This is a genomic window from Microbacterium sp. MYb45 (assembly GCF_002979655.1).
GTDB lineage: Bacteria > Actinomycetota > Actinomycetes > Actinomycetales > Microbacteriaceae > Microbacterium.
In genome coordinates, this window is sequence record NZ_PCPG01000001.1 from 572,144 (window position 1) to 595,045 (window position 22,902).

Sequence of the window (22,902 nt, forward strand, 5' to 3'; positions counted from 1 at the left end):
GCTACCTTTGACAGCATGCCCTCCCGACCCGAAGCCGATGATCCGCGCCTGGGCGATGTCTCCGAAGGACGCATCCTGCAGGCGATCCTCACCCGCACCGCGCCGGCCGCGCATACCCTCGTCGGGCCGGGGGACGATGCCGCCGTGATCGCGACGCCATCGGGCAGCGTGGTGGCGACGACCGACACGCTCGTGCACGGGCCGGACTTCCGTCTCGCGTGGTCCAGCGGTTACGACCTCGGTTGGAAGGCCGCGGCCGTGAACCTCGCGGACGTCGCGGCGATGGGGGCGCGTCCGACGGCTCTTCTCGTCGCACTGGCTGTTCCCCGGGATCTGCGTCTCTCCTTCGTCGAGCGTCTCGCTGACGGCTTCCGCGAGGCATGTGCCGCATTGGCGCCGGGCTGCGCGGTGGTGGGTGGTGACCTCACGGTGTCGGATGTGCTGACCATCGCGGTGACGGCGCTCGGAGATCTCGAGGGTCGGGCTCCGGTCACCCGCGACGGCGCTCGTCCCGGGGACGTCGTCGCGGTCGCCGGTGAGCTGGGCAACGCTGCACACGGACTCGCCGTGCTGTTCGGACGTTTCCGTGACGGCGATGCGCCCGTACCGGTCGACGTCGCGAAGCTGGCGGCCGGCGAGTCCGCTGCGCTGGCCGCCCAGCTGCGCCCGTCGCCCCCGATCGGTCTCGGCGCGGTGGCGGCGACGGCCGGTGCGACCGCGATGATGGACATCTCCGACGGGCTCGCTCTCGATGCCCGCCGGATGGCGGCCGCGTCCGGGGTCACCATCGCTCTCGACCGCGCGGCGCTGGGCACTGATCCGGAGCGTGCGATCGCCGGGGGAGAAGACCACGCGCTGCTCGCCACTTTCCCCGAAGGAATGCTCCCGCCGGGGTTCCGCGTGATCGGACGGGTCATCCCGAGCGCAGACGAGGATCTGCTGTGCGACGGCCTTCCGGTCGACATCAGCGGATGGGATCCCTATCGGGACTGGGATTCGGTCTCGGGCTGATCGTCCGCTGACGAACCCTCGTCGGCCGCCGGCTCCGCCCACCAGAGCGTCGTGTCACCGTAGGACTTCTCGCGGAACAGCTCCAGACCGGCGGCACCGAAGTCGGGAGGAGTCGCGCGGCGCGCTCGTTCGACGACGACGACCGCGTCCGGAGAGAGCAGTGGGGCGAGGGCGACGAGGTCGGCTGTCATGGCCGCATCGTCGAGATCGTAGGGCGGGTCGGTGAAGACCAGGTCGAAGGGCCCGGCCGCGCGCTGCAGGTAAGTATGGACCGCGCCCTCGTGCACCCGACCGGCCGACCGGCCTGCGGCCTTGGCGACGACGGCGGCGTTGCGGCGGACGATGGCTGCCGCCTGCCGGCCACGCTCGACGAGATCCGCGCTGGCGGCGCCCCTGCTCAGCGCCTCGAGGCCCAGGGCGCCGGAACCGGCATACAGGTCGAGGACACGCGCGCCGTCGATGGCGCTCAGCGCCTCCAGCGCGCCGAAGAGCGATTCCCGCACCCGGTCGCTGGTCGGTCGCGTGCCGACACCCGGCACTTCCAGGCGTGCGCCTCTGGCGGCGCCTGCGATGATCCTCGTCACCTCTTCACGATACGACAGCCCGCGTGGCGGCGGTGTCGGTAGCGTTCCCTAGACTCGGAGCATGTCGCTCACGCTCGATTCCTCGTTGGAGGATGCGCTCGGTGCGGCGTCTGCCAAGACGCTGGGACGAGCTTTCGGCATGCAGAACGTGGGCGACCTGCTCTCGCACTATCCGCGTCGCTACGCCGATCCGGGCGAGCTGACACCGATCCGCGACCTCCCCCTCGGCGAGACGGTGACCATCGTCGCCGAGGTCCTGTCCTCGAGCTTCCGACGGATGCGCAATCGGCCGGGCGCGATGGTCGACGTGGTCATCGGCGATGGGATCGGACGCATGTCCCTCACGTTCTTCGCGAAGAACGTCGGTGCGGCGGAGTGGCGTTCCAAAGACCTGGCAGTCGGCCGCCGCGGAGTCTTCTCCGGCAAGGTGGGGGAGTTCAACGGCGTCACCCAGTTCGCGCATCCAGAGTACGAACTGTTCGACGATGAGGATTCCGCCCGGCGCAGCGCGGATGCGCGTGCGGCGGTTCCGATCCCGATCTACCCGGCGACCTCGGCGATCCAGACGTGGCAGATCGCTCGCCTCATCGGGCGGGTGCTGGACGATCTGGACGAGGTGCCCGACCCCCTCACGACCGCCATCAGGGAGCAGGAGGAGCTGCTCACGGCTGGGGAGGCGCTCGAGCGGATCCATCGACCGCGCACGCGCAACGACATCGATCCGGCCGTTCGCACCCTCCGGATGCATGAGGCGCTCACGCTGCAGACCGCGCTGCTGCAGCAGCGGGATGCGGTGCGCGCTCTCTCCGCCACCTCGCGGCCGGCTGGACCGGGAGGCCTCCTCGAGCGGTTCGACGCGGCGATGCCGTACACGCTCACTCCGGATCAGGAGACGGTCGGGGCGCAGATCGCCGCAGACCTCGTCGGATCGTGGCCGATGAACCGGCTCGTCCAGGGGGAGGTCGGTTCCGGCAAGACGCTGGTGGCGCTACGAGCGATGCTGCAGGTGGCCGAGAGTGGCGGGCAGGCGGCGCTGATCGCTCCGACAGAGGTGCTGGCCGGCCAGCATCTGCGCTCGATCGCGAAGATGCTCGGTCCCGATCTCGCCCCGCTGCTGATGCCGACGCTGCTCACCGGCCAGCTTCCGGCCGCGGAGCGACGCAAGGCTGCGCTCCGCGTCGCCTCGGGTCAGGCGCTCATCGTCGTCGGCACGCATGCGCTGCTGGGCGAGAAGACGACCTTCGCCGACCTCGGTCTCGTCGTGGTCGACGAGCAGCACCGCTTCGGGGTCGAGCAGCGGGAGGCGCTCCGCGCGAAGGGATCGAGCCCGCACGCGCTGGTGCTCACGGCGACGCCCATCCCGCGAACGGTGGCGATGACCGTGTTCGGCGACCTCGACACGTCCGTCATCCGCACGATGCCGGCCGGACGTGCGGGCATCGAGTCGTTCGTCGCGCCGTTGGCCGAGCACCCCGGATGGTTCAACCGCGTCTGGGAGCGCGCCGCAGAGGAGATCGCCCAGGGTCGGCAGGTGTTCGCGGTCTGCGCCGCGATCGACACGACGAAGAAGACCGCAGAAGCGGCTGAGCCCTCCGCGTTGGTCCCCGAGGGTGCGTCGGGTCCCCGGTGGGGCGTGGTGCAGCTCGACGAGGCTCTCGCGACCCATCCCACTCTCGGTGGGATCCGTCGCGCCGTGCTGCATGGTCGGATGCCGTCGGACGAGAAGGATGCCGTCATGCAGGCCTTTGCCCGCGGCGAGATCGATCTGCTGCTGGCCACCACCGTGATCGAGGTCGGCGTGGACGTCCCCAACGCCTCCACGATGATCGTGCTCGACGCCGATCGCTTCGGTGTCTCCCAGCTGCACCAACTGCGCGGACGCGTGGGCCGGGGTGGCGTTCCTGGACTCTGCCTCCTGGTCACCGAGGCGGAGTCCGGCTCCCTCGCTCGGGACCGTGTCGACGCTGTGGCAGCAACGCTCGACGGTTTCGCCCTCGCCGAGGTCGATCTCGAGCTGCGGGGTGAGGGCGATGTGCTCGGTGCCGCACAGGCCGGCGTTCGCTCGTCGCTCAAGCTGCTGCGTGTCGTCAAGGATGCAGCCCTCATCACGCGTGCCCGCGAGGTGGCCGAGAAGATCCTCACCGACGACCCGATGCTCCAGCAGCACCCCGGTCTTCGGGAAGCCATCGCTCGGCGCGTGACCGATGAGGATAGAGCGGCGCTCGCGAAGAACTGAGTTCGGTTCCTGCCCTAGGCTGGTGGCATGAGCAGCCGGATCGCCGTCGTCCCGGGTTCCTTCGATCCGCCGACCCTGGGTCATCTCGACGTGATCCGCCGGGCAGCAGCCCTCTATGACGAGCTGCACGTGCTGGTGGTGCACAACCCCGGTAAGGAGGCGATGCTCCCGATCGCACAGCGGCTCTCCCTCCTCGAGCGTTCGATCGCCGAAGACGGCATGCCGGGCAACATCGTGATCGGCTCGTGGAGCATGGGACTGCTCGTTGACTATGCCCGCGATGTCGGCGCCGGGGTCCTCGTGAAGGGCATCCGCTCGCAGATCGACGTCGCCTACGAGTCGCCGATGGCGATCGTCAACCGCCACCTCGCCGACATCGAGACCGTGTTCCTCCTGCCGGATCCGTCGCACGCGATGGTCTCGAGCTCGCTGGTACGTCAGGTCGCCTCGCTCGGCGGCGACGTGACACCGTTCGTTCCGCCTGCGGTGGCAGACTTCCTCGACACCGGTGGACGCGGGATCTGAGTCCTCCTCGGGGCGACGGTCAGCCCGGCCGCAGGTGCAGCCGAGTAGCATGGAACCGTGCGCTCTCGAATGAACGGCCCTTTCGTGCTCCCCGTCCGTGACATCGTCCGACGTCCGGGAGAGATGCGGGAACACGAGTTCACCGTGGCTCTCAAAGAGACCTGGGGGGAGGGCATCGTCACCTTCGAAGCGGGCTCGGACATCGATCTCGATGTGCGTCTGGAGTCGGTCCACGAGGGCATTCTGGTCTCCGGAACGGCCGACGCGGAGTACGTCGGCGTGTGCGGCAGATGCCTGATCGACATCGCCCGGCCCGTCGAAGTCGAGTTCCAGGAGCTTTTCGCGTATCCTGGTGAGGAAGAAACTGACTTCGAGGTTCAAGACGACCACGTGGATCTTGAAACTCTCGTCAGGGATGCGGCCGTATTGTCGCTTCCTTTTCAGCCGGTGTGTCAGCCGGATTGCCCGGGTCTCGACCCGAAAACGGGTGAACGACTGGCCGTGAGCACCGGAACGGAGCAGGTGGCTCCCATCGATCCTCGGTGGAGTGCGCTCCAGAACATCACAGACCAAGACGGCACGGAAGAATCTCGTGCCGCCGAGAAAGAAGAGAGCTAGTCATGGCTGGTAACCCCCCGAAGCGCAAGGTTTCCCGTTCGAACACCCGCTCGCGTCGCGCGCAGTGGAAGGCGGCTCCCGTCGCCCTCGTGAAGACCATCGAGAACGGTCAGGTCGTCTACAGCCGTCCTCACCAGGCCAAGGTCGTCACCGACTCCCAGGGCACCGAGCTCTTCCTCGAGTACAAGGGCCGCAAGGTCGCCGACGTCTGAGTCGCGTACCGTGACGGAGGTCCCCGGGGGGACGAGGCCTCTCCCAGATAAGCTCCGCGTCGATATCGACGCGGAGCTTCTGGAGTTGGCCCTCACTCACCGCTCTTACGCGTATGAGCACGGCGGGATCCCGCACAACGAGCGCCTGGAGTTCCTCGGTGATTCGGTCTTGGGTCAGGCCGTGACCGTGATGCTCTTCACCACGCACCCCGACCTCGACGAGGGCGAGCTGGCGAAGCGGCGTGCGAGCGTCGTGTCCACTGTCGCTCTTGCGGAAGTGGCTCGCGGCATCGACCTCGGCAGCCATCTGCTGCTGGGGCGCGGTGAGGAGCAGACCGGCGGTCGCGACAAGGACTCGATCCTGGCGGACACGATGGAGGCCGTGATCGGTGCCACGTACCTGTCGGCGGGTCCTGAGGCCGCCACAGCGCTCGTGCTTCGTCTGACGGAGCCTCTGCTCGCGGATCCGGAGCGCTACGGCGCGGCGATGGACCCGAAGACCAGTCTGCAGGAGCTTGCTGCCCGTGTCGGCGCGACGCCGCCGCAGTATTCGGTCGAGGCGAGCGGCCCGGATCACGACCGCCGCTTCACCGCCACGGTATCGGTCGGCGACGTCCGCATGATCGGCCACGGCAGCAGCAAGAAGACCGCAGAGATGGCGGCGGCCCTCAGCGCCTGGCGCACGCTCAGCGAGCGTGCCTGAGCTTCCCGAGGTCGAGGTCGTCCGCGCCGGTCTCGAACCGGCTGCGGTCGGATCGGTCATCACGTCGGTGAGCGTGTTCGACGAGCGTGCGCTCACGCGGCATGTCGCCGGGGCCGCGGATTTCGTCGGCAGGCTCGAAGGCCGAACCTTCACTGCCGCATCCCGCCGGGGCAAGTTCCTCTGGCTCCCTCTCGACGACGAGGATTCCGCGCTGATCGCGCACCTCGGTATGAGTGGTCAGATGCTGCTGCGGACTTCGAATGCCGACGCGGAACGTCATGAGCGCGTGCGGATCGGCATCGAGCATCCCGTGCACGGCGAGCTCGCGATCGTGTTCGCGGATCAGCGGACGTTCGGCTCGCTCGCCGTCGATGCGCTGATCGATGACGACGGATCGCGGATCCCCACCCAGGTCGCGCACATCGCTCGCGATCCTCTCGATCCCTCCTTCGATGACCGCGCCTTCCGTGTCGCGCTCGCACGGCGGGGAAGCGCGATCAAGCGTGTTCTCCTCGACCAGGGCGTCGTGAGCGGGATCGGCAACATCTACGCCGACGAGTCTCTCTGGGCTGCGCGCATCCATCCGGAGACACCTGCCGACCACCTGTCCACGCAGGCCGTGCGTCGACTGTTGGCGGAGGTGCGGCTCGTGCTCGCGAAGGCCCTCGCGGAGGGTGGAACCAGCTTCGACGCGCAGTACGTCAACGTCAACGGTCAGGCGGGCTACTTCGCCCACTCTCTCAACGCCTACGGCCGGCAGGGCAAGCCGTGTCCGCGCTGCGGAACGGCGATCGTACGGGAGAGCTTCATGAACAGGGGCTCGCACTTCTGCCCGTCCTGCCAGCGACGCCGCTGACCTGCACCGGAACGAGCAGGTCAGCGGCGTCGCGGCCGGTCATGCGGTCTGGAACGCTCCCCGCAGCAGCGGACGCGTGGCCCACGTGGTCGCCCAGACGATCCCGATCCCCACACCGACCACCGCCGCGATCGTGAGGAGCGAGAGCGGCGCCGTGATCAGTGCGATGCCGAGCAGGGGGATCACGAGGACGGCCGCGACCAGTGCCGACCCGATCGCCGTGATCAGCAGCGGGGACATGATCGCACGTCTCCGGGCACGGTCCACGGTCTCCAGCGGCATGCCCAGGTGGTGGAGGCTGCGGTGCAGTTCGCGCTGGTCGAGCACGTCGGACGCCTGGTTCACGCCGACGGATGCCGCCACCATGAGGAACGACCCGATCAGGGTGATGACGAGACCCGTGCGGATATCGGTGGCCAGGGCGATGTCGGCCTCGGCCGCCTCCGATCCGGTCATCACGTTCATCAGTGCCACGCCCGTTCCGGCGAAGACGGCCATGAAGCTCGCCATCGCGATGCCACCGACCTGCCGCCACGCGGCTTTGGGAGAATCCAGGACCACGCGCGCGGCGAGCAGCCGCTCCGGCTGTTCGGCCCGGCGAAGCTGTCGCGATGCCGACACCTTGAGGACCCACGGGCCCACGACGTTGAGCACCGCGAGCGCGGCACCGAACAGTCCGGCCAGCACGACGATGGTGGTGACCAGCCCGCCGATGGACGGGAAGACTTTGATGAGCACGACTGCGATCGCGATTGTGCCCGCGGCGATCAACGCGCGGATCCAGTGCACGTTGGTTGTCGTGGCACGGGTGCGGACCCCGAGGGGCGAGATCACCACGCGCCGGAGCCCGACGACCGCACTCGCCGAAGCGAGGACGAGCACGCCAGCGAGCACCACGGCGATCTGGGCCGGAGGTAGCACGACCGCACCGAACCCGAGAGCTTCGCCGCGGAACGGGATCAGTCCGATGAGCGGACTCAATGCGACGTGTCCGACCACGCCGGCGAGGGCTCCTGCAGCGGCGACGAGAACGGACTCGGTGACGGTGGCGACCGTGACGCCGGCAGGGGAGACCCCGAGCAGCCGAAGGGTCGAGAGGCGCTCGTCCCGGCGACGGGCGGAGAGCCGCGCCGCTGCCCCGCCGAGCGACATCAGCGGGACGACCAGGAGGACGAGCGCGATGGCGGCGAGCGCCTGATAGATGGGGGCCTCAGGGTCCGTCCAGCCCCAGAATGACTGGGCGCCTCCGATCACGGTCAGCACCAGTGTGGTCACCACGCCGAACGCCACGACAGGAAGGGCGAGCACGCTGTTCTGCTCGGGCGCGGGGCGCAGCAGCAGAGCGAGGACGTGCCGGTTCACGCGGCCACCGCCGAGGAGCCGATTCGTCCGTCGCGGACGGCGACCGTGCGGGTGCAGCGACTGGCCACCTCGGGGTCATGGGTGACCACGACGAGGGTCCGGCCCTGGGCGGTGGTCGACCACAGCAGGGCATCCATGACCTCGGACGACGTGTGCGAGTCGAGAGCACCGGTCGGCTCGTCGGCGAAGACGAGCTCCGCGCCCGTGGCCTGCGCACGCGCGATGGCGACGCGCTGGGCCTGACCGCCGGAGAGCTCGCCGATCCGGCGATCCTCCATACCCGCGAGACCGAGGGCGGCGAGCCACGACGCCGCATGCTGGATGGCATCCTGACGTCGGATGCCGTTGATCATCGACGCCAGCGCGACGTTCTCCACTGCCGTCAGCTCCGGGATGAGCAGCCCCTGCTGGAAGACGAAGCCGAACCGCTCGCGACGCAGTCGCGACCGCGCGGATTCACCGAGCGCGGTGACCTCGATGGGAGCGCCTTCAGTCGGCCGGAAGACAACGCTGCCCGCATCCGGCGTGGTGATTCCGGCCAGTACATGCAGCAGGGTCGTCTTGCCGGAACCTGAGGCGCCCATGATCGCGACGGACTCACCGCGATGGATCGCGAGATCGACTCCGGCGAGGGCGCGTGTCATCCCGAAGGTCTTGGTCAGGGCATGGGCTTCGATCACGGGGATGTTCATGTTTCCACTCTCGTCAGCAGAACACCCGATGTCGTCGATCCGGCGGATGACGGAGCGGGCCCGACCTCATCCCGGAGAATGAGATCGGGCCCGCACGTGCCTCAGAGCTTCTTCTGCCACCCGCCGGCGTACGAGACCGGCCGGAAGCCGATCTTCTCGTTGATGCTGAGCATCGGGCGGTTCTCCTCCGCGTTGAACGTGGAGACGACGGGCGACTCCGGCATCAGTGCCTGCCACCGCAGCAGGTTCGCGCACTTCACGATCGTCCCGAGCCGATGACCGCGGTGGTCCTTCGACACCAGGGTGCCGTACTGATGGGTGACGCCCGTGTGATCGGTCCCGATCAGCAGCTCGTTGTAGGCGACGATGTCGCCGGTGGGGACGTGCTGCACGGCGGCGACCGAGACGACACGTCCGGAGTCGGCGATTCGCCCATCCCGCCGTGCGACACGATCGGCGTCCCACACCTCGGCGACGAAGTCCATCTCCCCGCTCGGGGCGTCTGTCGACAGGCGTGCGAGGATGCCGGCGTATGCCGCGCGCAGTTCCGGCGGCGTCGGCAGCATCCACTCCACGATCCGGTACTCCGAACCGGCATGAGCGTTCGCCTCCGCCAGCGCCGTGCGCAGGAGCGCCGGGTCGGAGCGCAGATCGAACTCGCTGTTCCGCTCGACCTGCTCGAGCGTGTATCCGGCGGATTCGGCCAGATCGCTCAGGGGCGTGGCCGGCACGCGGCCCCACCCGGTCCTCGGCACGAGCATGCGCTCGGTCTCTTCCGGCCGGTGCAGGCTCCACAGCTGCAGAACGGTGCGACCGCGCGACCTGGCCTCCTCCTCGGCGCGCGCGAGCAGCGCGTTCTCGATGCCATGACCCCAGTGCGCCTCCGGCACGAGCATGTCGATCTCGCCGGCGTTCGCCTCCTCCTCCTGCGCGAAGGAGATCGTCACCATGCCGACGATCTCACCGTCGACACGGGCGACGAAGCCGCGGTCCAGCGAGTCGGTGTCGTCCTGCCAGCCGGGCAGAACCTGCGCCGCCTCCAGGGCGAGGCCCGGAAGTCCGACCTGCTCGTCGCAGATCTGGCGGTTGAGTTCGCCGTACGCCCGGAACTCCGCCGCCGTGTCGTCATCGATCGAGGTCGGGACGATCAACGGCGTGATCGTCGGTTCAGCGATGGTCATGTCAGGTCCTTACTGTGTGGGTTCAAGAGGGATGTGGGACTCGGCGTCCCTCGGGCGACGGAATCAGCGGATACCGCGCTGCAGGGCGAAGGCCGTGAGGACGCCCAGCTCATGTTCGGCGCGGCGACGTTGCTCGGAGATCAGCAGCTCCGCCGACTCGATGTGGACGGCGCGGCGTTGCCGACGCGGGCGCTGAGACCGTTGGAGCAGCCAGAGGCCGATCCGGAGAGAGAGGCGATCCGTGAGCGCCAAACGGCGGAGCTCATCGTCGCGGGGGATCTGGACGACCTCGCGGTCCTCGGTATCGGGCGGGTGGGTGATGTTGCGGCGCAACGTGGTATTCACGAGAGAGTCCTTCGAAAGGGAAGTGGGCGTGCGGGTGCAGGAGACGTCGCACCTCGATGGCGAGCATGGCCGCCAGAGGCGCGGACGACGGCGGCTCCTCGGACCACGGAGCGTGGGAGCCGAAGGCGGCGAGATCCATGTTCCGGTTGCGGAACAGAGGGTGGGGCGCGGATGCACCGACCGGAGAGAGGAGGCCCACTACGGGCCGTGATTCTCGGGGTGCGCTGCTACGAGAGCGCGCTGATGCGGACGCCGGCGGTCACCGAGAACGCAGGGCGCAGCGCAGAGTGCGCGGGCGCGGCATGGCCAGTGGCCTGTGCGTTGAGCTGAATCATCATCATCGGTAACCTCCTTTCGTGTGGCGATCCGGAGGAAACGGTAGCGAACACGAGCGGGCAGCGTCAAGCGTTTCCGTATCTTACGGCGTGTCGTCGAGCGGTATCGGTTCGACGAACGCCCGCGCGGGATGACGGCTGAAGCCCGTGATTCCGGTAGCGTAGCGGCGTGATTCTCCCCGGACGAGCGGTGCCCGCATGCATCTGAAGAGCCTGACGCTCAAAGGGTTCAAGTCGTTCGCGCAGCCGACGAGCTTCGTCTTCGAGCCCGGCGTGACCTGCATCGTCGGCCCCAACGGGTCGGGCAAGTCGAACGTCGTCGACGCCCTTGCCTGGGTGATGGGGGAGCAGGGCGCGAAGACGCTCCGCGGCGGGAAGATGGAGGACGTCATCTTCGCGGGCACCTCGACGCGGGGCCCGCTCGGGCGCGCTGAGGTGCAGCTCACGATCGACAACGCCGACGGTGCCCTCCCGATCGAGTTCGCCGAGGTCACGATCAGCCGCACGCTGTTCCGCAACGGGTCGAGCGAGTACGCGATCAACGGCGAAGGATGCCGGCTCCTCGATGTGCAGGAGCTTCTCAGCGACTCCGGACTGGGCCGCGAAATGCACGTGATCGTCGGGCAGGGGCGCCTCGACACGGTGCTGCAGGCTTCTCCCGAGGACCGGCGGGGCTTCATCGAAGAGGCGGCGGGAATCCTCAAGCATCGCCGCCGCAAGGAGAAGACCCTCCGCAAGCTCGATGCGATGGAGGCGAACCTCACCCGTCTCAGCGACCTGGCGGGGGAGATCCGCCGTCAGCTCAAGCCGCTCGGGCGCCAGGCGGAGATCGCGCGCGAGGCGCAGACGATCGCTGCCGTCGTGCGTGATGCGAAGGCCCGGATCTTCGCGGACGACGTCGTCGCGCTGCGTACGGCTCTCGCCGACCACACGCGTACCGAGCACGAACGCCACACCGAGCGGCTGGTCCTGTCAGACCAGGCCGAAACGGTGCGAGCGAGTATCGCTCGGCTCGAACAGGATCAGAACTCGGTCGCCGTCGATCAGGCCCGGAGCGTGGCCTTCGGTCTGGAGCAGGTGCAGGAGCGGATGCGCGGACTCTACACGCTCGCGAACCAACGCCTGGCGCTGCTCGGATCCGAAGATGACGACGCTGCCGTCACCGCCGTCACCGTGACCCAGGCCACTATCGATGAGGCGAAGGACGAGATCGACGTGATCTCGGCCGGTCTCGGCGACGCGCAGGATGCGGCGGCGTCGGCGAGCCGTGACGTCGTGCACGCCAGGGCTGAGCTCGACACGCTCGATGTGGACATCGCCGAGCAGAGTGCGCTGGTGTCGGAATACGACATGCGCCTCTCAGCGCTGCGCGGTACCGCTGACGCTGCGGCCTCGGCTCTCGCCGCCGTGCGAGGCGCGGTGCTTCGTCAGGAGAACGCGCTCGAGGCGGCGGACGCGCGCAGGCGGGAGGCTGCCGAGGCGCTCGAGGCGATCGACGATGCCGAAGCGCCCGAGGGCACCGCCGTCGAACATGCGGCCGCATACGAGAGCGCGCAGCGGGCGGCGACAGCCGCGGAGGCCGAGCGGGAGACTCTGCGTGAGCGACTGCATGCGGCCGAGCGTGAGGTCGACTCCCTGACCGCGAAGGCCGCGGCCCTGAGTAGTGCTCTGGCCCTGTCGGGCGGCGCCGCCGAGATCGTCAAAGCCGGCGGAAAGGGCATTCGCGGACTCGTCGGAGACGCCGTGCAGGTCCGTGCCGGCTTCGAAGCGGCGATCGCGGCGGTCCTCGGTCCGCTCACAGAAGGCGTTCTCATCGACACTGCGGCCGACGCTTTCGCCCAGGCGGCAGAAGCTGCCGAGAACCGCAGGGGAGTCGTCGACTTCGTCGTCGCCGACGCGCTTCGTCCAGAGCCCGTCGCCGCCCCGATCGAGGGCGTCACACCCGCGGTCGAGACTGTGACGGCACCCGACGGCGTGCTGGGCATCCTGTCGCACGTTCTGATCGCAGACGATCTGGGCGCCGCCCGTGTCGCGCGCACGGCGCTCGACGGAGCCGGGGACACTTCGACGACGATCGTGACCGTCGGGGGCGACGTGATCACCGCCCAGACGCTGCGCACCGGGTCCGGTGGCGAACGATCGCGACTGGAGCTCGCGGCGGAGCGGGATGCCGCCGCCGAGCGCCTGGCGGAGATTCAGATCGTGGTGGACTCGCTCCGCGAGGCGCGCGAGGACGCGAACGAAGCAGTCGAGACGACCAGACGCCAGGCGAAGGACGCGCTCCGTGCTCTGCGCGAGCATGATGCAGCCCTCGCCACCCATGCCGAGCAGGTGAACCGGGTCACCGTCCGCCACGAATCCGCGGTCGCCGAATGCGAGCGACTCGAAACCGGCCTGGCCCAAGCGCAGGCCGCCGTGTCCGATGCGGAGGCGAAAGCGGAAGCCGCCAAAGCTGCGCTGGACGAGGCGATCGCGGCTCCGCGTCCGGTCCTCGACGCCTCTGCGCGAGACGGGCTGCTCGAGACGCTCGAGCTGGCCCGTGAGGGCGAGGTGCGAGCGCGGCTGGAGATCGAGACGCTGCGGGAACGCGTGCGCGCGGCCCAGGCGCGGGTCACGAGTCTCGAGCGGCAGCGCGAGCAGGAGCGCGATGCCGCGGCCGAAGCGGCGCGGCGTGCGGTGATCCGTCGTGCCCAGCGCGAAGCGGCTTCGGGCGTCGCGGAGGAGCTGCCGCGGATCCTCGACTCCCTCGACCGCTCGGTCACCGAGGCGCGCCTGGCCCTGGCCGAGGCGGAGGCCGCGCGTTCGGCGCAGAACGAGGAGCTCGTCGGGCTCCGCGCCCAGGAGACGTCGCTGCGAGAGCGCCTCGCGGGTCTGACCGAGAGCGTGCACGGTCTCGAGCTGCAGATCCACGAGAAGAAACTCCATCTCAACAGCCTGCTCGAGCGGGTCTCCTCTGAGCTGGCCCTCGACGAAGATATTCTCGTCGCGGAATATGGCCCTGATCAGCTCGTACCGCGCGACCCGGGAGTCGAGCACCCCGCAGACGAGCTGCTCGATGACACGGCGATCCCCTTCGACCGCCGCATCCAGCAACGCCGTCTGGCCGATGCCGAGCGGAAGCTTGCGCAGCTCGGACGCGTCAATCCGCTGGCGCTCGAGGAGTTCGCCGCGCTGGAGCAGCGCCATGCCTTCCTCACCGAGCAGCTGGCCGATCTCACGCAGACGCGTCAGGACCTCCTGACGATCATCGCCGACCTCGACGAGCGCATGCAGACCATCTTCGCGAGCGCCTTCGAGGACACGAAGGAGGCGTTCGGTCAGGTCTTCCCGCTGCTGTTTCCCGGTGGCACGGGGAGCATCTCCCTCACCGACCCGGAGAACATGCTGACCACCGGCATCGAGGTGTCGGTGCGTCCGGTCGGGAAGAAGATCGAGCGACTCTCGCTGCTCTCCGGTGGTGAGCGTTCGCTGGCCGCGGTCGCCCTGCTCGTGGCGATCTTCAAGGCGCGGCCGAGCCCGTTCTACATTCTCGACGAGGTCGAGGCGGCGCTCGATGATGCGAACCTGGGGCGCCTGCTCACGGTGTTCGAGCAGCTGCGAGAGAGCTCCCAGCTGTTGATCATCACGCACCAGAAGCGCACGATGGAGATCGCCGACGCCCTTTACGGAGTCTCGATGCGCCAGGACGGCGTGTCGGCGGTCGTCGGTCAGCGCGTGGGAGACCGGGCCGCAGCCGCGGTGTGACCTCCCAGGCGGGGAAGCGATGAAAGGCGGATGAACTCGTGGCCGACGTGACCGAGCCCCTCGCCGCACACAGCGCTGCGGTGCTCGACTACGGCGCGGCCGGTCCATACGCTGTCGCCTTCGGCTCCAGCGGCGAGATGTGGATCACTCTCGTGAACACCGGAGAGCTCGTGCGGCGGTCCCCGGACGGGCGCGAGCACCGGTTCACCATCGGCGAGCGGCCGGGTCAGCTCGCCGTGACCTCCGAAGCGACGTGGTGCGCGGTTACCGGCGCAGATCGGATAGCCCTCATCGCGAGCGACGATCGGCTGAACTTCATCGACGTTCCGGGTGGGCCGTACGGCATCGCGGCTGTCGGCTCCGATGCGTTGGTGACCCTTATGCAGGAGAACAAGCTCGCCGTGGTCAGCCGGGACGGACTCCGCAGCGAGGTCGCCGTCCCCCTGGAAGGCGCATACCCGGCGATGGCCACCGCCCACCGGGACGGCTCTGTCTGGGTCTCGCTCAACCAGCGGGGGGTGCTCGAGCGATGGGATGCCGCAGGCGGTACCGAACTCATCACGCTGCCCGATGGCGCAGCCCCCGTCGGCATCGCGGCAGCAGGGGAGTATGTCTGGTCCGCCGACATCGCGCGGGGGAGCATCCTCCGGGTCGACGGCGATCGGCACGTCCGCGACTTCGTCCTCGCACCGGACAGCCGACCGCACGCGGTGATCGCCGACGACACCGGGTGCTGGTTCACGGAGTGGGGAGCGAACAGGCTGGGCAGGATCACCACGGAGGGCGATCTCGCCGAGTTCGATCTCTCCGGCATCGGAGAGGAACCGCACGGTCTGGCTCTCGATGGTGACGGCGTCGTGTGGGTTGCCTTCGAAAGCGGGGTCGTTGCCGGCATCGGGCTGTAGAGGGCGGTTCGAACCGCCGCGCCGCTCTGTTCGGAAGCGGAGTTCATTCCCCGGTGCTACCCGTAGGCTGGAGGGATGGCGGAGAAGTCCTGGTCTCTCGGTCGCGCACTGCGCGGCATGTTCGTCAAGCCCACCATCGACGAGACGACGTGGGAGGACCTCGAGACGGCGCTGATCACGGCCGACTTCGGGCCTGACATCAGCGAACGCGTCGTCGAGGAGCTGCGTGCCAAGGTCGACAAGTACCGCACGACCGATCCTCGGGACCTCCAGCGCATGCTGCGCGAGACCCTCGAAGAGCACTTCGCGAAGTTCGACACGACACTCAAGCTCACCGAGCGTCCGGCCGTCGTGCTGGTCGTCGGCGTGAACGGCGTTGGCAAGACGACCACCATCGGCAAGTTCACCAAGTTCCTCCGCGGCTATCAGCGCAGTGTCGTCGTCGGTGCAGCCGACACGTTCCGCGCAGCGGCAGTCGATCAGCTCGCGACCTGGGCGCAGCGCGGGGGAGCGGCGATCGTCCGTCCGCAGCAGGAGGGCCAGGACCCCGCTTCCGTCGCCTTCCAGACGGTCGAGTACGCCAAGCGGGAAGGGATCGAGATCGCGATCATCGACACCGCCGGCCGCCTGCACACCAAGGGCGGGCTCATGGATGAGCTCACCAAGGTGCGCCGTGTCATCGAGAAGCAGGCGCCCATCAGCGAGGTGCTGCTGGTCCTCGACGCCACGACGGGCCAGAACGGCGTGATGCAGGCCGAGGCGTTCCTGGAGCACGCGGGCGTCACGGGCCTCGTCCTGACCAAGCTCGACGGATCCGCGAAGGGCGGGTTCGTGCTTGCGGTGCAGGAGCGCACGGGTATCCCCGTGAAGCTGCTCGGACAGGGCGAGGGGATCGACGATCTCACCGGATTCACCCCCCATGTGTTCGTCCAGTCATTGGTCGGTTGATGACGGGACTACCGCAGTGAGCACGAGGCTGGTTTCATAGCGTTATGGCGATCGAACACGACTACTTCGGACTCCTGTCCTCGGGCCCCGACGGCTCGATCTTCTGGTCGGAGACCGTCGAGCTCGGTGACCAGAGCGTCACCGTGGATCTGACCGCACCGGACCAGGACGACGTGTCCGCGGACGCGCTGGACATCGCCGCGGGTCTCATCGCCGGACTCGAGAACGTCGACGACACCGCCCGTCGGGGCATGCTCGCCGAGGTCGATGACCGCACCAGCGAGGTGACCGAGTACATCCTCCAGCAGCAGGAGGCGTACGGCGACGATCTCCCCGAGGTCCTCGTGGACGTGTCAGGGGATGCGGCCGTGGACATCATCCGGTCGCTGCGCCTGATGAGCATGACCATCCTCGCCGACGAGCACGGCGGTTCGGAGCCCTTCGCCGTCCTCGAGTACGCCCTGGACGACAGCTCATCCGACGACGTCCTCCTCGTGAATCTCGGCTCGGACGGCACAGTGCAGTCGGTGATGAGCGCCGACTGAACCACCGCCCGGGCATATACCCGGGGCGGCGGTCGTTCAGACGGCCTGCGCGAAACCGAGGTCGGCGCTCTCGGCGATGTGCGACAGGTGGTCGGGGATATCGCGTCCCTTGGACACCATTGACTGCGCCCACAGACGTCCCGCACGGTACGATGACCGCACCAGGGGACCTGCGAGCACGCCCAGGAAGCCGATCCGCTCGGCCTCTTCCTTGAACTCGACGAATTCCGCCGGCTTCACCCATCGCGCGACCGGCAGGTGACGGGGCGTGGGCCGGAGGTACTGCGTGATCGTGATGATGTCGCAGCCGGCCTCGTGCAGGTCGTTCAGGGCTTGCACGACCTCTTCCGGCTCCTCGCCCATGCCGAGGATCAGGTTCGACTTCGTGATCAGGCCGGCATCGCGTGCCTGGGTGAGGACGTTCAGCGAGCGCTCATAGCGGAACGCGGGGCGGATGCGCTTGAAGATGCGGGGCACCGTCTCTACGTTATGGGCGAACACCTCGGGCCGGGCGTCGAAGATCTGGCCCAGGAAGGCCGGGTCGGCGTTGTGCTCGTTCGCGAGCAGCTCGACTCCGGTGTTCGGGTTGAGCTCATGGATCTTCCGTACGGTCTCCGCGTTGAGCCACGCGCCGGTGTCGGGCAGATCGTCGCGGGCGACGCTCGTCACCGTGGCGTAGCGGAGGTTCATCCGTGCCACGCTCTCGGCGACGCGCCGGGGCTCGTCGGTGTCGTACGCATCGGGCTTTCCCGTGTCGATCTGGCAGAAGTCGCATCGACGGGTGCACTGGGAGCCGCCGATGAGGAACGTCGCCTCGCGATCCTCCCAGCACTCGTAGATGTTCGGACAGCCCGCCTCCTGGCACACCGTGTGCAGGTCCTCGCTCTTGACGAGGGAATGGAGTGCCGTGTACTCCGGGCCCATCTTCGCCTTGGTCTTGATCCACTCCGGCTTGCGCTCGATCGGCGTCTCCGCGTTCCGGATCTCGAGACGGAGGAGCTTGCGGCCATCGGGGGCGGCGGTCATGCGGGGACTCCTGTCAGTTCGGTGCGACCGTATTCGGTGACGAAGGCCTGGGTCACCGCTTCGACGAGATCGAGCGGGGAGACGGCGGCGCCGACGACCTCGCTCGCGGTCGTGACGCCGGCGTCTGTGATGCCGCACGGGACGATGTCGCGGAATCCGGCGAGCGTGTTGTCGCAGTTGATCGCGAAGCCGTGCATCGTCACCCCCTGCTGCACCCGCACGCCGATCGCAGCGACCTTGTCCTCGGAGAGCGGGCGTCGCACCCACACTCCGCTTCGACCGTCGACCTGATAGCCGTCGATCCCGAACGGTTTCAGGACTTCGATGAGGAGGCGCTCCAGACGACGCACATGCGCGACGACGTCGATGGGCTCGATCAGCCGCACGATCGGATACCCCACCAGCTGCCCCGGGCCGTGCCAGGTGATCTTGCCCCCGCGGTCGACATCGATCACCGGGGTGCCGTCTTGCGGACGCTCGTGCGGCTCGGTGCGCTTCCCCGCCGTGTAGACGGCCTCGTGTTCGAGGAGGATCAGCGTGTCAGGGCGGAGGCCCGCGACCACGTCGGCATGGACACGTCTCTGCAACTCCCACCCTTCGATGTACGGCACAGGCGTCGGAGCGAACCCCGGAGTGAGGATCTCGAGCATCACGCTCTCCTTCTCTGGTTAATTGGACTGAGGGCAACAATACTCCTCCTGTGGTTGCCGGGTGCCGGCGCTTCGCGTCGCGGTAGCGTGAGGGCATGAGTTCCACCGGCAGGGCAGGGCGCCCGAAGGCGTCTTCGCGAGAGACTCTCGCGGAGGCGGCATGCGAGCTCTTCCTGGAGCGCGGGTACGACGCGACGTCGGTGGCGGACATCACCCAGCGAGCCGGCGTGAGCAGATCGAGCTTCTTCAACTACTTCACGTCGAAGAGCGACGTGCTGTGGTCGGGCATGGACGAGCGCATCGGTGAAGCGATCCGATCGCTCGGCGGGCTGGGGAGCGGGGCATCCGGAGAGGCGGTTCGCCGGATCCTGCTGCTCGTCGTGCACGGATTCGAACCGGATCCGCTCGCCCTCGCACTCCGCAACGCCGCGGCGATGGGATTGCAGGATGAGCTCGTGAGGGACACGGGCCTCCGTCTGGCGCGGCTTTCCGATGCCGTTGCTGTCGCGGCGCGGAGTGCCGGAATCGACGTCGTCCGTGCCGACATCGTCGGAGCCGCCTACGCCGCTGCCGTGCTTTCGGCGCTGCGTGTCTGGACTGAGCAGGGGGCGGGGCGAGGAACGCCGGAGGCCGTGTTGCACGAGGCGCTCGGCGTGATCAACGACCTCCCCTGGAAAGAATGATCGCCGCGGACGAAACGTCGTGAACCGGACAGGTCATGAGTGAACCCACCCCTGAGGAGGAACTCATGATTCGAGACCAGTTGGACGAGCTGCTGGACGCGTCGGCACCGCCGCCGCGCGTGACGATCGAGTCGGCGGAACTGCGCGCGATGCTCGCCGCGGCGAAGACCGTCGTGCAGCCGCCACGGAAGAAGCGTCGCACCGTGGTGCTGAGCGGAGCGCTGGGGCTTCTTCTCGCCGGCGGTGCCGGCATCGCGACCGCGTCGTCGGATTGGCTCTGGGTCCCGGGGCTGGAGAACCCCGACCGCAGCTACTCCTACACGTCGCCCACCTGGGGTGAGTGTGAGATCCGTTACAGCGGCTGGGATACGCACGACCCGCTGACGCAGGGACAGGTCGATCGGATCATCGACGAGTGGTTCGCGAACACGGATGTCGAAGTGGCCGCAGAACCGTATGTGGCGGAGCAGCTCGCTGCCGTCGAGGCTGATCTGGCTGCGTCGGAGGAGACAGCCACGGATCCGCGGCAGCCTGACCTGAACGCGTGGCGAGCGCACGATCAGGCCCTCTCCATGGCGCTGTACGAGGAGCTGAAGGCCAACGGCTTCGACACTGGACGCGGCGACCTGGCGGGCTCGGACGCGCACAGCCAGCTGCACTGCGAGGACGAGGACTGGGGCGGCGAGGGTGGCACTCCGTGAGCCGGCACCCGGAGGATGCGGCGCTCATCGTGGTCTTCGAGGCGAGTGCTTCGGACCTGCTCGCCTACCTGTCTCGCCGAGTCGGCCCCGACGACGCCGCAGATCTCCTGGGGGAGACCATGGTCGTCGCGTGGCGACGGGTTCGTCAGCTTCCGACCGACCCGGAGCGCGCACGCATGTGGCTCTTCGGCGTCGCGCGTGGAACGCTGCTCAACCATGCGCGAGGGGAGCGGCGGCGGTGGGCACTGGCCGACCGCATCCGCTCTCACGCCGCGGAGGAGCTCTCCACGGCACCGGCCGATACCGGCAGCGAGGTCCGCGACGCCATCGCACGGTTGGGCCCCGACCTGTCCGAACTCGTCCGTCTGGTGCACTGGGACGGCTTCTCGCTGACGGATGCGGCGGAGCTGCTGGGCATTCCTGCCTCCACGGCGCGGGGGCGCTACCAGAGGGCGAAGGTCGAGCTCCGCGCCGCGCTGAGCGTGGAGGCTCCACTCGCGTAGAATCGACAGCACCATGGCTACCTTTGGCACGCTCTCCGATCGACTCACCGAGACCTTCCGCAATCTGCGCACGAAGGGAAAGCTCACTGCTGCCGACGTCGACGGCACCGTGCGCGAGATCCGCCGCGCACTGCTCGACGCCGACGTCGCACTCGTCGTCGTCAAGGAGTTCACCGCGAAAGTACGCGAACGCGCCCTCGGCGACGAGGTCAACAAGGCGCTGAACCCCGCACAGCAGGTCGTCCAGATCGTCAACGAGGAACTCGTGCAGATCCTCGGCGGCGAACAGCGACGTCTGCAGTTCGCGAAGACCGCACCGACCGTCATCATGCTCGCGGGCCTGCAGGGTTCCGGTAAGACGACCTTCGCGGGCAAGCTCGCGAAGCAGCTCGAGGGGGAGGGGCACACCCCTCTCCTGGTGGCCGCCGACCTCCAGCGCCCGAACGCCGTCAACCAGCTGCAGGTGGTGGCCGAGCAGGCGGGTGCCGCGGTCTACGCGCCCGAGCCCGGCAACGGTGTCGGCGATCCCGTGAAGGTCTCGCGCGAGGGCGTCGAGTACGCGCGTCGTCAGCAGCACGACGTCGTGATCATCGACACCGCGGGTCGTCTCGGCGTCGATGCCGAGCTCATGAAGCAGGCCGCCGACATCCGCAAGGCCGTCGACCCCGATGAGGTCCTGTTCGTCATCGACGCGATGATCGGTCAGGATGCCGTCAACACGGCGAAGGCGTTCCAGGAGGGTGTCGACTTCACCGGCGTCGTCCTGTCCAAGCTCGACGGCGATGCCCGCGGTGGGGCGGCGCTGTCGGTGGCCTCGGTCACCGGTCGTCCGATCATCTTCGCCTCCACAGGAGAGCGTCTCGAAGACCTCGAGCCGTTCCACCCCGACCGCATGGCGAGCCGCATCCTCGACCTCGGCGACATCCTGACCCTCATCGAGCAGGCCCAGCAGGCCTTCGATGAGGAAGAGGCCATGAAGATGGCCGAGAAGCTCGCGACCGAGGCCTTCACCCTCGAGGACTTCCTCGACCAGCTTCAGCAGATGAAGAAGATGGGTTCGATGAAGAAGATGCTCGGGATGCTCCCGGGCATGGGGCAGATGAAGCAGCAGCTCGAAGACTTCGACGAGCGTGAGATCGACCGCACCGAGGCCATCATCCGCTCGATGACCCCGGGGGAGCGTCGCAACCCCAAGGTGCTCAACGGCTCGCGTCGTCTGCGCATCGCGCGTGGTTCCGGCATGACCGTCACGGACGTGAATCAGCTGGTGCAGCGCTTCGAGCAGGCCGCGAAGATGATGAAGACCGTGGCCCGCGGCGGCACGCCGAACATTCCCGGTATGGGTGCTGTCCCCGGAATGGGGCGCCCCGGCGCGTCGTCGAAGCGGGGCAAGAAGGGCAAGTCGTCGAAGGGATCCCGCTCGGGGAACCCCGCCAAGCGCGCGGCGGAGAACGCCGGAATCACCGCGACCTCGACGCCGACCGGTTCGGGCTTCGGCCTCGGTGGTGCTGCAGGCCAAGCGCCGAGCGAGGCCGACCTCGCCGAGATCCAGAAGCTGTTCGGCAAGGGCTGAACCGCGCTCAGCGCGGAGCGGCCAGGGCGGCGGCGGATGAGGTCTCCCGCGATCTCCCGATGTCTGCGGTTGGCCGCCGGGCGACGATCTGTCCCAGGACGAGCGCGCCGATCGTCAGGACGAGGCCGATCGCTTGGACACCGGTGAACCGCTCGCCCGCGACCAGCACCCCCAGGATTGTCGCGACGATGGGGGAGAGCAGTGCGAGCAGGCCCGGCGCGATCACCGGGAGTTGCTGGACGCCGCGGAACCACAGGGTGTACGCGACGATCCCGCCGGCGGTGCCGAGCCAGAGATAGCCGAGCGCGGCTCCACCGTCGATCGCGGCGGGCACGCCCTCGACCGCGAGTGTGAGCGGGAGCAGCAGCAATCCGCCAGCCGACAGCTGCCATCCGGCGTACGCGATCGGGCCGACCCCCTCAGGTCGCCCCCAGCGCTTGGTGAGGATCATCCCTGCTCCGGTGGCGGTGACGCCTCCGATCGCGGCCAGCACGCCCCAGAAGTCGAGTTCCGCGGCCGGCCCCAGGACGACGAGCGCCACGCCGCCGGCTCCGATGACTGCCGCCGCTGCGGTGAGGGGTCTGATCCTCTCCTGCAGGACGAGGGCGCCGAGCATCAGCACGATGAGCGGTTGAGCTCCCGCAACAGCAGCGGCGACTCCGCCGGGAAGCCGCTCGGCCGCCAGGAACAGGAGGGGGAAGAAGGCGCCGATGTTGAGTGCGCCGAGCACGAAGGACTTCCACCACCACGACCCGTGGGGCAGTCGTCGGCTGATGAGCACGGCCAGCAGCCCGGCCGGGAGGGCGCGGAGCAGGCCGGCGAAGAGCGGATGACCCGGCGGAAGCAGCTCCGTGGTGACGAGGTATGTGGTCCCCCAGGCGATGGGGGCGAGTGCGGTCAACAGCACGAGCGTCAGGCGGTTCATATCTCCAGCGTGCCCCCCGCGATCATATGAGTCCAACGC

At 68.4% G+C, this 22,902-nt stretch carries 23 protein-coding genes; 15 read left to right on the forward strand and 8 right to left on the reverse strand.

Annotated features, from left to right (window positions below):
- Window positions 1–15 precede the first annotated feature (15 nt).
- Window positions 16–1,011, forward strand: a complete 996-nt coding sequence (gene thiL, locus CQ034_RS02690; protein WP_105709839.1) for a thiamine-phosphate kinase — start codon at window positions 16–18, stop codon at window positions 1,009–1,011.
- Here the strand turns inward: thiL and rsmD are convergent.
- Window positions 981–1,595 (reverse strand): 16S rRNA (guanine(966)-N(2))-methyltransferase RsmD, encoded by a 615-nt coding sequence (rsmD, locus tag CQ034_RS02695; RefSeq protein WP_105709840.1) that lies wholly within the window; start codon window positions 1,593–1,595, stop codon window positions 981–983. The two genes, thiL and rsmD, sit on opposite strands and share 31 nt — an antisense overlap.
- A 61-nt stretch (window positions 1,596–1,656) precedes the next feature.
- Here rsmD and CQ034_RS02700 point away from each other — a divergent pair, with 61 nt between their 5' ends.
- The 6 genes from CQ034_RS02700 to mutM all read left to right on the forward strand — a co-directional run bounded on the left by CQ034_RS02700 (window position 1,657) and on the right by mutM (window position 6,745).
- On the forward strand, window positions 1,657–3,831 hold the full coding sequence (locus CQ034_RS02700; protein ID WP_105709841.1) for an ATP-dependent DNA helicase RecG: 2,175 nt from the start codon (window positions 1,657–1,659) through the stop codon (window positions 3,829–3,831).
- A gap of 27 nt (window positions 3,832–3,858) precedes the next feature.
- Window positions 3,859–4,356 carry a pantetheine-phosphate adenylyltransferase gene (gene coaD, locus CQ034_RS02705; RefSeq protein ID WP_029263537.1) on the forward strand — a complete coding sequence of 166 codons (498 nt, stop codon included), beginning with the start codon at window positions 3,859–3,861 and terminating at the stop codon, window positions 4,354–4,356.
- A gap of 69 nt (window positions 4,357–4,425) precedes the next feature.
- The gene (locus CQ034_RS02710) at window positions 4,426–4,974 is read left to right on the forward strand and encodes a DUF177 domain-containing protein (protein ID WP_029263536.1); all 549 of its coding nucleotides are present in this window, start codon (window positions 4,426–4,428) and stop codon (window positions 4,972–4,974) included.
- A 2-nt stretch (window positions 4,975–4,976) separates the two neighbouring features.
- A complete protein-coding gene (rpmF, locus tag CQ034_RS02715; protein ID WP_017830754.1) occupies window positions 4,977–5,186 on the forward strand; it encodes a 50S ribosomal protein L32 in 210 nt (69 codons plus the stop codon).
- A 10-nt stretch (window positions 5,187–5,196) separates the two neighbouring features.
- Window positions 5,197–5,889, forward strand: coding sequence for a ribonuclease III (rnc, locus tag CQ034_RS02720; protein ID WP_029263534.1), 693 nt, complete (start codon window positions 5,197–5,199; stop codon window positions 5,887–5,889).
- Entirely contained in the window at window positions 5,882–6,745 is an 864-nt protein-coding gene (gene mutM / locus CQ034_RS02725) for a bifunctional DNA-formamidopyrimidine glycosylase/DNA-(apurinic or apyrimidinic site) lyase (RefSeq protein ID WP_105709842.1), read from the forward strand. The genes rnc and mutM overlap by 8 nt, the downstream gene beginning before the upstream one ends.
- 39 nt (window positions 6,746–6,784) lie before the next feature.
- Here the strand turns inward: mutM and CQ034_RS02730 are convergent, their stop codons facing one another.
- The 4 genes from CQ034_RS02730 to CQ034_RS02745 all read right to left on the reverse strand — a co-directional run bounded on the left by CQ034_RS02730 (window position 6,785) and on the right by CQ034_RS02745 (window position 10,325).
- Complete coding sequence (locus CQ034_RS02730; RefSeq protein WP_105709843.1) at window positions 6,785–8,107, reverse strand: FtsX-like permease family protein; 1,323 nt, start codon at window positions 8,105–8,107, stop codon at window positions 6,785–6,787.
- A complete protein-coding gene (locus CQ034_RS02735) occupies window positions 8,104–8,799 on the reverse strand; it encodes an ABC transporter ATP-binding protein (RefSeq protein ID WP_105709844.1) in 696 nt (231 codons plus the stop codon). The genes CQ034_RS02730 and CQ034_RS02735 overlap by 4 nt, the downstream gene beginning before the upstream one ends.
- A gap of 101 nt (window positions 8,800–8,900) precedes the next feature.
- On the reverse strand, window positions 8,901–9,980 hold the full coding sequence (locus tag CQ034_RS02740) for a GNAT family N-acetyltransferase (RefSeq protein ID WP_105709845.1): 1,080 nt from the start codon (window positions 9,978–9,980) through the stop codon (window positions 8,901–8,903).
- A 63-nt stretch (window positions 9,981–10,043) separates the two neighbouring features.
- Window positions 10,044–10,325, reverse strand: a complete 282-nt coding sequence (locus CQ034_RS02745) for a hypothetical protein (RefSeq protein WP_105709846.1) — start codon at window positions 10,323–10,325, stop codon at window positions 10,044–10,046.
- A 533-nt stretch (window positions 10,326–10,858) separates the two neighbouring features.
- On the opposite strand from CQ034_RS02745, the gene smc reads away from it, so the two are divergent.
- From smc to CQ034_RS02765, 4 genes are all read left to right on the forward strand, one after another.
- Window positions 10,859–14,404, forward strand: coding sequence for a chromosome segregation protein SMC (gene smc, locus CQ034_RS02750; protein ID WP_105709847.1), 3,546 nt, complete (start codon window positions 10,859–10,861; stop codon window positions 14,402–14,404).
- A 38-nt stretch (window positions 14,405–14,442) separates the two neighbouring features.
- The gene (locus tag CQ034_RS02755; protein ID WP_105709848.1) at window positions 14,443–15,309 is read left to right on the forward strand and encodes a virginiamycin B lyase; all 867 of its coding nucleotides are present in this window, start codon (window positions 14,443–14,445) and stop codon (window positions 15,307–15,309) included.
- Between the two features lie 75 nt (window positions 15,310–15,384).
- Window positions 15,385–16,257: a signal recognition particle-docking protein FtsY gene (ftsY, locus tag CQ034_RS02760; RefSeq protein ID WP_105709849.1), complete on the forward strand. Its 873-nt coding sequence runs from the start codon at window positions 15,385–15,387 to the stop codon at window positions 16,255–16,257.
- A 44-nt stretch (window positions 16,258–16,301) separates the two neighbouring features.
- Window positions 16,302–16,802: a DUF2004 domain-containing protein gene (locus tag CQ034_RS02765; protein WP_029263525.1), complete on the forward strand. Its 501-nt coding sequence runs from the start codon at window positions 16,302–16,304 to the stop codon at window positions 16,800–16,802.
- A 36-nt stretch (window positions 16,803–16,838) separates the two neighbouring features.
- On the opposite strand, the gene lipA is transcribed toward CQ034_RS02765, so the two are convergent.
- Window positions 16,839–17,828: a lipoyl synthase gene (gene lipA, locus CQ034_RS02770; RefSeq protein ID WP_105709850.1), complete on the reverse strand. Its 990-nt coding sequence runs from the start codon at window positions 17,826–17,828 to the stop codon at window positions 16,839–16,841.
- A complete protein-coding gene (lipB, locus tag CQ034_RS02775; RefSeq protein WP_105709851.1) occupies window positions 17,825–18,478 on the reverse strand; it encodes a lipoyl(octanoyl) transferase LipB in 654 nt (217 codons plus the stop codon). Before lipB ends, lipA begins: the two co-directional genes overlap by 4 nt.
- A 95-nt stretch (window positions 18,479–18,573) precedes the next feature.
- Between lipB and CQ034_RS02780 the strand changes: the two genes are divergently transcribed.
- The 4 genes from CQ034_RS02780 (at window position 18,574) to ffh (ending at window position 21,938) form a co-directional block, all read left to right on the forward strand.
- On the forward strand, window positions 18,574–19,161 hold the full coding sequence (locus CQ034_RS02780) for a TetR/AcrR family transcriptional regulator (protein WP_105709852.1): 588 nt from the start codon (window positions 18,574–18,576) through the stop codon (window positions 19,159–19,161).
- Between the two features lie 65 nt (window positions 19,162–19,226).
- A complete protein-coding gene (locus tag CQ034_RS02785) occupies window positions 19,227–19,862 on the forward strand; it encodes a hypothetical protein (protein ID WP_105709853.1) in 636 nt (211 codons plus the stop codon).
- Window positions 19,859–20,365, forward strand: a complete 507-nt coding sequence (locus CQ034_RS02790; RefSeq protein ID WP_051662443.1) for an RNA polymerase sigma factor — start codon at window positions 19,859–19,861, stop codon at window positions 20,363–20,365. The genes CQ034_RS02785 and CQ034_RS02790 overlap by 4 nt, the downstream gene beginning before the upstream one ends.
- Before the next feature lie 13 nt (window positions 20,366–20,378).
- Window positions 20,379–21,938, forward strand: coding sequence for a signal recognition particle protein (ffh, locus tag CQ034_RS02795; RefSeq protein WP_029263519.1), 1,560 nt, complete (start codon window positions 20,379–20,381; stop codon window positions 21,936–21,938).
- Between the two features lie 7 nt (window positions 21,939–21,945).
- Here the strand turns inward: ffh and CQ034_RS02800 are convergent, their stop codons facing one another.
- Complete coding sequence (locus CQ034_RS02800) at window positions 21,946–22,863, reverse strand: EamA family transporter (protein ID WP_105709854.1); 918 nt, start codon at window positions 22,861–22,863, stop codon at window positions 21,946–21,948.
- Window positions 22,864–22,902: the final 39 nt, after the last annotated feature.

Bases quoted from the DNA above. Each gene is read 5' to 3' on its own strand.
- CQ034_RS02785 (WP_105709853.1), top strand. From the start codon at position 19,227: ATGATTCGAGACCAGTTGGACGAGCTGCTGGACGCGTCGGCACCGCCG.
- CQ034_RS02740 (WP_105709845.1), bottom strand. From the start codon at position 9,980: ATGACCATCGCTGAACCGACGATCACGCCGTTGATCGTCCCGACCTCG.
- lipB (WP_105709851.1), bottom strand. From the start codon at position 18,478: ATGCTCGAGATCCTCACTCCGGGGTTCGCTCCGACGCCTGTGCCGTAC.
- ftsY (WP_105709849.1), top strand. From the start codon at position 15,385: ATGGCGGAGAAGTCCTGGTCTCTCGGTCGCGCACTGCGCGGCATGTTC.
- ffh (WP_029263519.1), top strand. From the start codon at position 20,379: ATGGCTACCTTTGGCACGCTCTCCGATCGACTCACCGAGACCTTCCGC.
- smc (WP_105709847.1), top strand. From the start codon at position 10,859: ATGCATCTGAAGAGCCTGACGCTCAAAGGGTTCAAGTCGTTCGCGCAG.
- thiL (WP_105709839.1), top strand. From the start codon at position 16: ATGCCCTCCCGACCCGAAGCCGATGATCCGCGCCTGGGCGATGTCTCC.
- CQ034_RS02700 (WP_105709841.1), top strand. From the start codon at position 1,657: ATGTCGCTCACGCTCGATTCCTCGTTGGAGGATGCGCTCGGTGCGGCG.
- CQ034_RS02800 (WP_105709854.1), bottom strand. From the start codon at position 22,863: ATGAACCGCCTGACGCTCGTGCTGTTGACCGCACTCGCCCCCATCGCC.
- CQ034_RS02780 (WP_105709852.1), top strand. From the start codon at position 18,574: ATGAGTTCCACCGGCAGGGCAGGGCGCCCGAAGGCGTCTTCGCGAGAG.
- coaD (WP_029263537.1), top strand. From the start codon at position 3,859: ATGAGCAGCCGGATCGCCGTCGTCCCGGGTTCCTTCGATCCGCCGACC.
- CQ034_RS02765 (WP_029263525.1), top strand. From the start codon at position 16,302: ATGGCGATCGAACACGACTACTTCGGACTCCTGTCCTCGGGCCCCGAC.
- rpmF (WP_017830754.1), top strand. From the start codon at position 4,977: ATGGCTGGTAACCCCCCGAAGCGCAAGGTTTCCCGTTCGAACACCCGC.
- lipA (WP_105709850.1), bottom strand. From the start codon at position 17,828: ATGACCGCCGCCCCCGATGGCCGCAAGCTCCTCCGTCTCGAGATCCGG.
- CQ034_RS02710 (WP_029263536.1), top strand. From the start codon at position 4,426: ATGAACGGCCCTTTCGTGCTCCCCGTCCGTGACATCGTCCGACGTCCG.
- CQ034_RS02735 (WP_105709844.1), bottom strand. From the start codon at position 8,799: ATGAACATCCCCGTGATCGAAGCCCATGCCCTGACCAAGACCTTCGGG.